General features: G+C 70.8%; 12 protein-coding genes. All 12 read left to right on the top strand.

All coding sequences use genetic code 11. From position 1 onward, the window contains the following. A partial coding sequence (locus tag MXD58_RS09890; RefSeq protein ID WP_250609227.1) for an AMP-binding protein occupies positions 1–614 on the top strand: 614 nt, incomplete at its 5' end. Further along, entirely contained in the window at positions 601–1,386 is a 786-nt protein-coding gene (locus MXD58_RS09885; RefSeq protein ID WP_248837365.1) for a ferritin-like domain-containing protein, read from the top strand. The genes MXD58_RS09890 and MXD58_RS09885, both read left to right, overlap by 14 nt. Then, on the top strand, positions 1,383–1,958 hold the full coding sequence (locus MXD58_RS09880; protein WP_248837366.1) for a PaaI family thioesterase: 576 nt from the start codon (positions 1,383–1,385) through the stop codon (positions 1,956–1,958). Before MXD58_RS09885 ends, MXD58_RS09880 begins: the two co-directional genes overlap by 4 nt. Further along, positions 1,955–2,215, top strand: coding sequence for an acyl carrier protein (locus MXD58_RS09875; RefSeq protein WP_248837367.1), 261 nt, complete (start codon positions 1,955–1,957; stop codon positions 2,213–2,215). The genes MXD58_RS09880 and MXD58_RS09875 overlap by 4 nt, the downstream gene beginning before the upstream one ends. Next, positions 2,212–3,102: an SAM-dependent methyltransferase gene (locus MXD58_RS09870; RefSeq protein WP_248837368.1), complete on the top strand. Its 891-nt coding sequence runs from the start codon at positions 2,212–2,214 to the stop codon at positions 3,100–3,102. The genes MXD58_RS09875 and MXD58_RS09870 overlap by 4 nt, the downstream gene beginning before the upstream one ends. Before the next feature lie 31 nt (positions 3,103–3,133). Further along, a complete protein-coding gene (locus MXD58_RS09865) occupies positions 3,134–4,012 on the top strand; it encodes an acyl-ACP desaturase (RefSeq protein ID WP_248837369.1) in 879 nt (292 codons plus the stop codon). Positions 4,013–4,030: 18 nt separating this feature from the next. Beyond that, entirely contained in the window at positions 4,031–5,332 is a 1,302-nt protein-coding gene (locus tag MXD58_RS30675) for a cytochrome P450 (protein ID WP_248837370.1), read from the top strand. A gap of 171 nt (positions 5,333–5,503) precedes the next feature. Next, positions 5,504–6,445: a LysR family transcriptional regulator gene (locus MXD58_RS09855; RefSeq protein WP_248837371.1), complete on the top strand. Its 942-nt coding sequence runs from the start codon at positions 5,504–5,506 to the stop codon at positions 6,443–6,445. A 146-nt stretch (positions 6,446–6,591) separates the two neighbouring features. Then, on the top strand, positions 6,592–8,346 hold the full coding sequence (locus MXD58_RS09850; protein WP_248837372.1) for an AMP-dependent synthetase/ligase: 1,755 nt from the start codon (positions 6,592–6,594) through the stop codon (positions 8,344–8,346). Between the two features lie 151 nt (positions 8,347–8,497). Beyond that, entirely contained in the window at positions 8,498–9,733 is a 1,236-nt protein-coding gene (locus tag MXD58_RS09845; protein WP_248837373.1) for an NAD(P)/FAD-dependent oxidoreductase, read from the top strand. Positions 9,734–9,773: 40 nt separating this feature from the next. Continuing rightward, positions 9,774–10,376 carry an SGNH/GDSL hydrolase family protein gene (locus MXD58_RS09840; protein ID WP_248837374.1) on the top strand — a complete coding sequence of 201 codons (603 nt, stop codon included), beginning with the start codon at positions 9,774–9,776 and terminating at the stop codon, positions 10,374–10,376. 44 nt (positions 10,377–10,420) lie between these two features. Then, the coding region (locus MXD58_RS09835; RefSeq protein ID WP_308301933.1) for a beta-ketoacyl synthase N-terminal-like domain-containing protein at positions 10,421–12,010 on the top strand (1,590 nt) is incomplete at its 3' end.

Genomic DNA, 12,010 nt, shown 5'->3' with positions numbered 1-12,010 from the left:
CCCGCGGCCTGGTCGCGCTCGGCCGGCCGGTGTGCGGGATGCGGCTGCGCGTCGTCGACGAGCAGCGCCGTCCCCGGCCGGACGGGCACGTCGGGGAGATCGAGATCAGCGGCGACGCCGTCACCGCCGGGTACCTGAGCTCCGGGGGAGTGCCGGCGCCCCGCGCCGGTGCGGCGGCGGACTGGCTGCCCACCGGTGACCTCGGCTTCCTCTCCGGCGGAGAGCTGTACATCAGCGGCCGACGCAAGGAAATGATCATCATCCGTGGGGTGAACTACTACCCGGAGGACGCCGAGGCGTTGGTTCGTGACGCCCCGGGCGTGCACCGCCGCCGGTGCGTCGCCGTCGTCGACGCCGACGAGTCCGGCGCGGAGACGCTCACCGTGATCGCCGAGACCCCCCTGGCCGACGCCGCCGAACGGGTCCGGCTGGCCACCGAGCTGCGGGCGGGGATCAGCGCCGCGCTCGGGCTCGCGGAGGTCTCCGTGCGCCTGGTCGCCCCGGACGTGCTGCCGCGAACCTCCAGCGGCAAGTTCCGCCGGGCCGAGGCCCGCGACCTCACCCGCCCCGCCGCACCGCTGAAATCGGAGGTGAGAACCGATGCACGGCTATGACGTCTTCCGCCACTACGAACGCAAGCGCTGGACGATTGAGGACCTCCCGTTCGACGAGATCGACCCGGACCTCGTGCGCCCCGAGTACGTGACGATGGTCAAGAGCGCCGTGATGGGTGAGGCGAACTCGATCGCCGCCCAGCACGGATTCCTCAACGAGTTTGACGACTACGACTTCTCGGCGTTCGTGGCCGTCTGGGGCTACGAGGAGCTCCAGCACCACTTCGCCTTCCGGACCTGGCTCGAGGCCGTCGGCGTGAGCATGCCGAGCGCCCCGGTCGAGGCGATGCGCGCGCCGTACGCGCCGGGCACCACGCCGTGCGCCACTCTCGCGACCAACATCATCTCGGAGTTGACGGTCAACCACGTCTACCGGTCGGTCGCCGGCTGGGTCGAGGAGCCGGTGCTGCGCGGGCTGATGACCCGGGCCAGCCGGGACGAGGCCGGGCACGCCCGGGAGTTCGTGCACTACGCGCGTCGGCGCCTCGCCGCGCACCCCGACGAGCTGGCCTCGGTGCTGGAGACGCTCTACGTCTACACCTCCGAACAGCGGATCAAGCATCCCGTCGGGGTGTTCAAGAGCGGCCTGGCCGAGGTCGAGAACCACGAGACCATCGACACCGCCTTCGACATGTTCCTCGCCGGCATCGCCACCGAGGGCGAGCTGGACCGGCTGCAGGACAACATCCGCCGCGCGTTCGCCGCGCTGACCGGCCTCGACGTGAGCACCAACGGCCGGGTCCGGCGCCGCCTGGCGGAGGCGCTCGCGTGAGCGCCGATGCGACGGACGCGCCCGCGCCCGACCTGCCCTGGTCGGTGCTGGACGACTATCGCTGCTTCGGCTGCTCACCGCACAACCCACACGGCCTCGCGCTCGCCTTCGACGCCCATCCCGAGGGCCTGGCGACGACGTTCCGGCTCGGCCGCAGCTACGAGTCCTACCCAGGGGTCGTGCACGGCGGCCTGCTCGGCGTCGTCGCCGACGAGACGATGGGCAACCTGATCGTCGTGCGCACCGGCCTGGTGGCCTTCACGGTCAGCATGCGTCTGCGCTACGTCATGCCGGTGTCCGTCGGCGCCGAGTACACCTGCGTCGCCCGCCTGGGCGCCGCCGCCGGCGGCCCGCTGACCAGCGCGACCGCGGAGATCCTCGACGCCGAGGGCGGCTGTGTGGTGACTGCCTCCGCGACCTACCGCAACGTCCCGTTCGGCACGGCCCGGGAGCGCATCGCGCTGAGCGCCCCGGAGGCTGGCCGCCTCGACCAGGCCCTGGCCACTCCCGCCACTCCCGCCACTCCCGCCACTCCCGCCACCAACGCATTCACCCGACAGGAGAGCGCGTGACCACCGACCCCGACGGCGTCGTCCGTCAGATCACCGAGATCGTCGCCACTGAGCTCAGCGTGCCCGCCGAGGCTCTGACGCCCGACACCGACCTGCGGGGCATCGAGGGCGCCGACTCCGTGCGCCTGCTGCGGGTCGTCGCCAAGGTCGAGCAGACCTGGGACGTCGAACTCGACGACGACGAGGTATTCGGCGTGTCCTCGATCGCCGCCCTGTCCGCCGTGGTGGGCAACGCGCTGCGGGTCCGCGCGGCATGAGCGCCACCACCGTCACCAGCGCGGGCACCGCCGCCGAGGACACCGCCGACGAGGCGACGCGCCCCGGCGAGACCAACCAGCACTACGACCTCGACCCGGAGATCTTCGGGCTGTTTCTCGACCCGCTGCGCAAGTACTCCGCCGGCCTCTACCGCACCGACGGCATCACCCTGGCGCAGGCGCAGGTCGCCAAGCTGCACTGGGTCGCCGAGGAGCTCGCGCTCACCGAGGGCGCCCGGCTGCTCGACGTCGGCTGCGGCTGGGGCTCGCTGATCCTGTTCATGGCCCGCGAGTACGCCGCCCGGGTCACGGGGATCAGCCCGGCCGGCCGCCAGCACGAGTTCATCGCCGCCCGCGCCGCGGAGTTCAACGTGACTGACCGGGTCACCACCGCCGTCGGCCGGTTCGAGGACGTCGACCTGCCGGCACGCTCGTTCGACGCGGTGACGATGCTCGGCTCGATCGTGCACATGCCCGACGTCGACCTCGCGGTGCGCCGGGCCCGGTCGATGCTGCGCCGCGGCGGGCGCTACTACGTGTCCGAGACGTGCTTCCGCAACGGCGCCGCCCGCGACGAGTTCGACCAGCGCGCCGGCACCGAGTTCGTCCGCAACTCCATCTTCGGCTGGGGCGACATGCGGCCGCTGTCGGAGCTGGTGCGCGCGGTCGAGGACGCCGGCTTCTCCGTGGACGACGTCGAGGACCTCACCGAGGACTACCGCCGCACCATCGAGGACTGGCTGGTGCGCGTCGCCGACTCGGCCGCCGCCATCGACGAGCTGCGCCCCGGCATGGCCGCGGAGCTGACCCGCTACCTCGAGGTCGCGAACGCCGGCTGGGGGTTCACGACCAAGCACTACGCGCTGGTGTGCCGTAACGGGCGCTGAATCGCGCCCGCCCGAGCCTTCCGGAGACGCCATGACCACCACGACCGGACCCATCCCCATCCGTTCGATCGGGCTGCCCGCCGCCGACCTCGACCGGGCCGTGACGGCCTTCATGACCGCGTCGCCGGTGACCCGCCGGTGGGACGTCGAGCGTGGCTTCGACTGGGCCGCCGCGGACGCGAACCGGCTCACCGACGGGCAGCGCTCCGCCGTCCGCTTCATCACCTTCATCGAGGACCACCTGCCGGGCTACTTCGCCGTCTACCGCGACCGGTTCCCGCTGGACGCCGACGTCGACGTCGAGACCTTCCTGGTCAACCGGGAGATCTACCACTTCACCGTGCGCTGGGCGCAGGAAGAGGACAGCCACGCCCGCGCGCTGTTCCGCTACCAGGTGGAGTCCGGGATCTCGGCGGCCGAGCCGCTGCGGCGTGAGCTGGCCGTGGAGGGCCGCAAGGAGTTCGCACTGCCGCACGAACATCCCGCGGCGCTGTTCGCGTACACGCTCGTGCAGGAGAAGGCGACCCAGATCTACTACCAGAACCTGCGCGCGGTCGTCGGTGACCCGGTGCTCGCCGAGGTGCTCGGCCACCTCAGCCGCGACGAGGCCCGGCACTTCACGTTCATGGCCGACATGGTGCAGCTCTACCTGCACCGCTACGGCGACGCCGTGGTCGAGCCGATGCGCGACGCGCTCGCCTCGTTCCGCATGCCGCTGGCCGACACGCTGGCCGGCTACTGGCGCTGGGCGCTGCGCATCGCCGACACCGCCCGTTACGACCACACCGAGGCGTACGAGCACCTGGTGCGGGTGGTGCGGCGCGCGGTCGACGCGCCGTCGGACCGCGTCGACGAACTGGACCGGTTCGTGCGCGCCTGCCGAGCCCTGCCGGCCCCTGCGGCCCGCTGAGTCTGGAGGACTCCCGTCGTGGACACCGTCACCGGCAGCACCCCTGGCGCGCCCGCGCCTGGCGCCGGGACCGAGGCGATTGCCGTCGACCCGCCGGCGATCACGCCCGCGCAGGCGGCGGCGAACATCTTCGATCCCGCCTGGCATCACGACACCTTCCCCAGCTACCGGGTGCTGCGCGAGGCCGGGCCGTTCGCCCCCGGCCCGCTCGGCATGCGCCTGGTGACCCGCTACCGCGACATCGACGCGATCCTGCAGAGCCCGGTGTGGAGCCACGCCGAGGAACGCGACCTGATGCACCCGGACAGCGACGGCTCGGACCTGCCGACGTCGTTCCTCTGGATGGAGCCGCCGGACCACACCCGGATCCGCCGGCTGGTCAGCAAGGCGTTCAGCGCCCGGCGGATCGAGGCGATGCGTCACCGGGCGCGCGAACTCGCCGAGGGGCTGCTCGACGCGGCGATCGTGGCCGGCGAGGCGGGCGAGGTGGATCTCGTCGAGGCGATCGCCTACCCGCTGCCCCTGACGATGGTCGCCGAGCTGATGGGCGTGCCGGCGGCGGACCACGCCGCGGTGCGGTCGTGGTCGTTCGGGCTGGCCCGCGGGCTGGATCCGGACATCCTGCTCAGCCCGGCGGAGGTCGAGAACCGCCGGCGGTCGGCCATCGCGATCCGCGAGTACTTCACCGAGCTCACCGCCCGGCGCCTGGTCGAGCCGGCCGACGACCTCGTCAGCGCGCTGGCGCAGGCCGAGGCGGAGGGCGACCGGCTCTCCGCCGACGAGATGCTCGCGACCCTCGTCGTGCTGCTCGTCGCCGGCCATGAGACCACGGTCAGTCTCATCTCGAACGCCTTCGACGCCCTGATCCGCTATCCCGACCAGTACGCCGCGCTGGTGGCCGACCCGGACCTCGCCGGGCCCGCGGTCGACGAGCTGATGCGGTTCTCCACGCCGTCGCACCTGACCACACGTCGGGCGGTGTGCGACACCGAGGTCGCCGGGCAGCGCTTCGCCGCGGGCGACGGCGTGATCATCCTGCTGGCGGGGGCGAACCGGGATGCGGACGTCTACGCCGACCCCGACCGGCTCGACCTGGCCCGTTATGCCCGGTCGGCGCGGGTGCCGCGCCACCTCGGGTTCGGCCGCGGGCACCACTACTGCATCGGCGCGCCGATGGTCCGCCTCGAGGTGGAGCTGCTGCTGCGGGCGGTGGCCCGGCGGGCGCCGCGGATGGTACCGCTGGCCGACCCGCCGCCGTACCGACCGAACCTGATCGTGCGCGGAATCCAGGAACTACGTGTGCGGATGGTTACCCGCTGACTAGCATGTCGTGCATCTGTACGGGGGTGGTGACGCGACGCATTGGTGTGGGCGGGCTCACGCCGTGTCGCAGTCGTTGGCAACTCCGGTGACCCACGATGGGAAGGTGTGGTTCACCGGGGGTTAGCTGGCGCGGTTACGCTAAGGCCCGATGCCCCTGTGGAGGTGGCCATGGAGTTGCGGCATCTGGTGTCCTTTCTGGCAATCGCGGAAGAACTGCATTTCGGCCGCGCTGCCGCCCGACTACACCTGTCCCAGCCCTCGCTGAGCCAGCAGCTCCAAAGGCTGGAACGCAACCTCGGGGTCGAGCTCGTCGCGCGAACCTCGCACGACGTCCGGCTCACCGCGGCCGGAAAGGCCTTCGAGGTCGAAGCCCGCACCATCATCTCGCAGATGCGCAAGGCCACCCACACAGCCCGTGAGGTCGCGGCGGGCCGGACCGGGATTGTGCGTGTTGGCTATAACTTCCCCGGTGGTCAACACGTTGTTCCCGTGGCGTTGGCAAAAATGTCCGCAGAATATCCCGACGTGAGTGTGACGCTGGTCGAGCAGCGCACCGGACCGCAGCTGTCGGCGCTGTCCGCCGGCGAACTGGACGTGGCGATCGTCTACGGTCGTCCGTCCTCCCCGGAATTCGCCTCGCGCCGCCTGTTCCGGGTGCCCCTGGTCGCGGTGGTGGGCCACGGTCACAGCTGGGCCGGGCGCGGTGGTATTCCGTTCGGGGAGCTCGCGCGGCAGCAGTGCGTGCTGTTCGCGCGGGAGAAGAGCCCGGCGATGTACGACGCGATCCAGGCGGCCGCCGAGACCAGCGGCATCACGCTGTCGGTCGCGCACGAGGTGGACGACCCGAGCGCCACCGCCATCGTCGTCTCCGTGAAACCGCTGGTCGGCTTCGCCTCGGCGACCCGGGGACTGCACATTGGATCCGCCGGGGGCGGACCGCGGCCGACGCCGGTCCAGCTATACGACCCCGTCCCCACGCTCGATCTCTACGTCGTGTGGCGGGCCGCGAACACGGCTCCCCTGGTGGACGTGTTCGTGGAGTGCATTGAGTCGGCCCGGCCATTCCAGATTCCAGCATATCGAGGCCCGGAGTCCCGCGTCCGGCGATAGGGAACACCGACCGGTCATTTCATTGGATTGAATCGCCTTGCCGGGTTGTCGGGATAACCGGAAACTCGGGACAGGAATCCTCGCCGCTTCGCACCATGCAATGTGGGTGAAGCGACGCCGCCGCTGCCGCGGGAAGGTGATCAATCGTGCGGAAATCGACCACTGCGGGGGCCGTGGTGCTGCCGGACGACCAGGGTGTCTGGTCGGTGATCGAGGCCAGTGCCCGGCTTCACCCGGAACGGATCGTACTGGTACGGACGGACGGCCCCGACGGGGCGCACCAGAGCATCACGGGCCGCGCGTTGGCGGAGCACTGCCGGATCGTCGGCGCCGAGCTGCTCGCCCTCGGGGTGGCGCAGGGCGACCGGATTGCCATCATGGGCCGCACGAGCTATTCGTGGGCGTTGCTCAGCTACGCGGCGCAGGCGATCGGCGCGGTGATCGTCCCCGTCTATCCGACGGCGTCCGAAACACAGGTCCGGCACACCGTCACCGACTCCGGGGTGGCGTGGGCGTTCGCGGAGTCCGACGAGCAGGTGCGCCTGGTCACCGACGCCGGTGCCGAGACGCTGCGCCGTCCCGCCTGGTCGCTGACCCAGGTGGACGACTGGGCCGCGGCCGCGGGCGGCGGACGGGACGCCGCTGAACTGGCGCGCCTGGCCGACGAGTTCGCGCAGCGAGCCGCCAAGGTCCGGGCGGACGACATCGCAATGATCATCTACACCAGTGGGACCACCGGTCCGGCGAAGGGTGCGGTGCTGACCCACCGGAACATGTTCGCCTCGTCGGCCAACACGGTTGAGCACACCGGCGAGATGTTCCGCACCGCCCCCGACGGCACCCAGGCGGCGACCGCGATCGCCCTGCCGCTCGCCCACGTCTTCGGCCAGACGATCCTGCTGGCCTGCCTGTACGCCGGCAGCCGCACGGTGCTGCTGCCCGGCGTGCCCGAACTGGTCCCGGCGATGGTGACGATCCGGCCGAGCTTCCTCGCGCTCGTGCCCTACGCCCTGGAGAAGATCCGCAAGCGGGTGCGGGACCTGCCGCACGACGAGGTCGCCGCCGTGTGCGGTGGCCGGCTCACCCAGGTGATCTCGGGCGGGGCGTCACTGGACGAGACCACCGCGGCGTTCTTCGCCAGTGCCGGCGTCAACGTGCTCAACTGCTACGGCCTCACCGAGGCGGCGACGGCGGTCACGGTCAACCAGCCCTCGACCAACCGGCGCGCCACCGTCGGCCGGCCGATCCCGGGCACGACGGTCGCCATCGCCGACGACGGCGAGGTGCTTGTCCAGGGCGCCAACGTCTCGCCCGGCTACTGGTCGAGGGCCACCGGCGCCGTCGGGCGCGATGCCACCGGACCCGCCGAGAAGACCTGGCTGCGCACCGGGGACGTCGGTCACCTCGACGACGACGGCTACCTGGTGATTACCGGTCGCCGCAAGGAGATCCTGGTGACCGCCACCGGCAAGAACGTCGCTCCGACGCCGCTGGAGGACCGGATCCGGCTGCACCCGCTGGTGAGCAACTGCATGGTGGTCGGGGAGGGCAGGTCGTTCGTCTCGGCGCTGTTCACGCTCGACCAGGTCCCGCTCGCCGCCTGGGCCGCCGCGAACGGCGTCACGCTCGCCGGCCCGGACGGGCCCGCCGCGGCGGACGACGAGGGCGACGCGGACGACGAGGACGGTCTGTGGTGGCAGCACCCCCGGCTGCTCGCCGAGCTCCAGCTCGCCGTGGACGACGCGAACAGCCTCGTGTCCCGGGCGGAGTCGATCCGCAAGTTCTGTGTCCTCGACACCGAGCTCACCATCGACGGTGGTCATCTGACCCCGTCGATGAAGCTGCGTCGCGCGGCCATCGAACGGGATTTCACCGAAGCGATCTCATTTATTTACCAGTGATATCGACCACTCGATTGCCCGGTCTTATCGGCCGATGAGATGTCGGCCGATTCGTTGACCATGGATCTCCTCGGTCAGCACCATGACCAGGAACCCCAGCCCGTACCGTACGCAGCCGGCCCCGCCGGTCGACAACGGGAGGACCCCGCAGATGTACGACGTCATCGTGGTGGGCGCACGCTGCGCCGGATCGCCCCTGGCGATGCTGCTCGCAAGGCGCGGGCACAAGGTTCTGGTGGTGGACCGCGCCACCTTCCCCAGTGACACCGTCTCCACCCACTACATTCACCAGGCTGGCCTCTCCCGGCTCAAGGACTGGGGAATTCTCGATCGCCTCGTGGCGACCGGAGTTCCCCCGATGCGGCACCTGAACTTCTCCTACTCGGATATCTACCTCAACGGCTTCGCGGACCCGATCGACGGAATCACCGAGGTCTACTCGCCGCGCCGCACCGTTCTCGATGAGATCCTCGTCGATGAGGCCCGGGGGGCCGGCGCCGAGGTCCTCGAGGGATTCACCGTCACCGACCTGGTCTTCTCCGAGGACCGGGCGGCGGGCATCCGCGGCCGCATCGGAGACGGCCCCGAGCAGGAGTTCAGCGCGCGCTTCGTGGTTGGCGCCGACGGCCGCAACTCCACGGTCGCCGGCCTGGTCGGAGCGGAGATCTACCGCTCGATCCCGGCCGCCTGCTTCGTGTACTACTCCTACTACAGTGGCCTGGACTGGGAGTTCCAGCACCGGACCGGCTCCGAGCCGCAGCAGTTCGGTGTCTGGCCGACCCACAACGACCAGCACCTGGTCGCCGTGATGCGCCGCCGCGATCGGTTGCGGGAGTTCCGGGCCGACATCGACGGCAGCTTCCAGGAGATCTTCGACCAGATCGACCCGGCGCTCGGCGCGGACATCCGTGCGAACGGAAAGCGCGAGGAGAACTTCCGGGCGATGTCCTACCCGGACAACTTCTACCGCCGTTCCGCCGGCCCGGGCTGGGCGCTCGTCGGCGACGCCGGATATCACAAGGACCCGTTCACCGGCTGGGGCATCACCGACGCCCTGAAGTACACCGAGGTGCTCGCCGAGAAGCTGCACGAAGGTCTTTCCGGTGAGCGCTCGATCGACGAGGCCGTCGTCGAGTACGTCAAGATCCGCGATGCCGAGAGCAACGGTACCTTCGAACTCACCTGCAGCCTCGCGGAACTCAGCCTCACTCCTTACTACGACTCCGTCTTCCGGGCGACGAGCATGAGCCCGGAATACACCACGAAGTTCTTCGGCCTCATCGCCGGTGGCATTCCGGGCGAGGAGTTCTTCGCGCCCTCGAACCTCGAGAAGCTCTACGAGGAGGTCGGCATGCCGGCCGACCGCCGCATTCTCACCCAGAGCTGAATAGACGCGTCGCGCCGCGGCCCCGACACGGAGGCGAACAATGCCCACAGTGAGGTTCACCGCTCTCGGTGACAGCTTCGTCGAGGGCCGCGGCGACGTCGCGGCCGACGGCTCGTACATTGGCTGGGCCCGCCGCTTCGCCCGGCGGATGGGGGTCTCCCCCCGGGAGACCCGCAACCTCGGCGTCTACCAGGCGACCACCCAGCACGTCGTTGACCGTCAGCTGCGCCAGGCGCTGGCCCGCAAGGCACCGCTGATCGGCGTCGTCGTCGGCGTCAACGACATGGTGCAGGACTGGGCGCCGGACCGCTTCACCCGCAATCTCGAGACGATCTTCGGTTCGCTGGCGGGCCTGGACACGACCGTGTTCACCGCCAGCTACCCGGACATCCCCGCGAACCTCCCGCTGCCCGAGGAGTTCCGCGCCCTGCTGCGCGAGCGCTTCACCTTCGCCAACACCGTGCTGCGCGAGGTCTGCGCGGCCACCGCAACGCTGCACCTCGACATCGCCGCCGGCGCCGAATGGTCCGGCCGCGGGCTGTGGAGCGCTGACGGCCTGCACCCGAACACCGACGGACACCACCGGTTCGCCGAGGACATGGCGGAGCTCGTCGAGCGAACGTCCTGGTTGACGGCTGCCTGATCCGGACCGTCCAGCCGGCCCCCACCGGCCGAGAAGGGATTACCGTGCCCAAGACAGCGCAGTCCGCGCGCCCGAGCGAGCCCGTCGACCTCGACTCCAGGCGGCTAGCCCGCAACCCGATCGCGATCGTCGGCCTGTCGGGCCTGTACCCGATGGCCCGCAACCACCGCGAGTACTGGCAGAACGTCGTTGACGGCGCCGACTGCAGCAGCGAGGTCCCGGCGTCGCGGTGGAGCCTCGACGACTACTACGACGCCGACCCGACCGCGCCGGACCGGACCTACGCGCGGCGCGGTGCGTTCATCCCCGACGTCGAGTTCAGCCCGCTGGAGTTCGGCATGCCGCCGAACCAGCTCGAGGTCACCAGCACCATGCAGACGCTGAGCCTCGGCGTCGCCCGGGACCTGCTGCGTGACGCCGGCGCCCGCGACCTCGCGGGCAACGACGCGGACTGGTACGACGCCGGGCGCACCGGCGTCGTGCTGGGCACCACCGGACCCGTCCCGCTCATGCACCCGCTCGCCGCCCGGCTGTCCACCCCGGTGCTGCGCGAGGCCGCCCTGAGCTGCGGGCTGTCCGAACAGGACGCCGACGAGATCATTCGGCGATACGTCAGCGCCTACGCGCCGTGGGAGGAGAACTCCTTCCCCGGCCTGCTCGCGAACGTCGTTGCCGGCCGGGTCGCGAACCGCCTGGACCTCGGTGGGCTCAACACGACCGTCGACGCGGCCTGCGCCGCCTCGCTGTCCGCGGTGCGCCTGGCCATCGCCGAGCTCGTCGACGGGCGCGCCGACACGATGATCACCGGTGGCGTCGACACCGAGAACACGATCTTCATCTACATGTGCTTCTCGAAGGTGTCCGCCCTGTCGAAGAGCGACACGATCAGCCCCTTCTCGGACGACGCCGATGGCACCCTGCTCGGCGAGGGCATCGGCATGCTGGCGTTGCGCCGTCTCGCTGACGCCGAACGGGACGGCAACCGCATCTACGCCGTGATCCGCGGCCTCGGCTCGTCCAGCGACGGCCGGTTCAAGAGCATCTACGCCCCGCGCGCCGAGGGCCAGCGGGTCGCGCTCGACCGCGCCTACGCCGACGCCGAGTGCACCGCCGACTCCGTCGAGCTGTTCGAGGCGCACGCCACCGGCACCGCCGTCGGCGACCGCACCGAGCTCGACGCGCTCGGTGGCCTGCTGCGCGACGCCGGCGGCGAGCGCCACCACGCGGCGCTGGGCAGCGTGAAGTCGCAGATCGGCCACACCAAGGGTGCCGCCGGCGCCGCCAGCCTGATGAAGCTCGCGCTCGGCCTCTACCACAAGGTGCTGCCGCCGACGATCAACGTGGACAAGCCGAACGGTGGCATCGACTTCAACGACGCGCCGTTCTACGTCAACATCGCGAACCGGCCGTGGATCCGCGACCCGCACCGGCCGATGCGCCGCGCCGCCGCGTCCGCCATGGGCTTCGGCGGGACGAACTTTCACGTCGTGCTCGAGGAGCACACCGGCGACCGTACCGACCTGCGCGTCCTGCACCGCACCGCACAGGCGTACCTGTGGCACGCCCCCGACGTCCCCGCGCTGCTGGAGCTCCTGCGCTCCGACGCGCCCGCCGGCGACGGCGCCGTGCCTGCC

Source organism: Frankia sp. AgKG'84/4, assembly GCF_023242965.2.
Classification (GTDB): Bacteria; Actinomycetota; Actinomycetes; order Frankiales; family Frankiaceae; genus Frankia.
Note: the sequence above shows the minus strand (reverse complement) of the source record. Positions and strands in the feature narration are given on the sequence as shown.

Coding starts and splice junctions, on each gene's coding strand:
- MXD58_RS09885 (WP_248837365.1), top strand. CDS start 601: ATGCACGGCTATGACGTCTTCCGCCACTACGAACGCAAGCGCTGGACG.
- MXD58_RS09870 (WP_248837368.1), top strand. CDS start 2,212: ATGAGCGCCACCACCGTCACCAGCGCGGGCACCGCCGCCGAGGACACC.
- MXD58_RS09865 (WP_248837369.1), top strand. CDS start 3,134: ATGACCACCACGACCGGACCCATCCCCATCCGTTCGATCGGGCTGCCC.
- MXD58_RS09855 (WP_248837371.1), top strand. CDS start 5,504: ATGGAGTTGCGGCATCTGGTGTCCTTTCTGGCAATCGCGGAAGAACTG.
- MXD58_RS09845 (WP_248837373.1), top strand. CDS start 8,498: ATGTACGACGTCATCGTGGTGGGCGCACGCTGCGCCGGATCGCCCCTG.
- MXD58_RS09840 (WP_248837374.1), top strand. CDS start 9,774: ATGCCCACAGTGAGGTTCACCGCTCTCGGTGACAGCTTCGTCGAGGGC.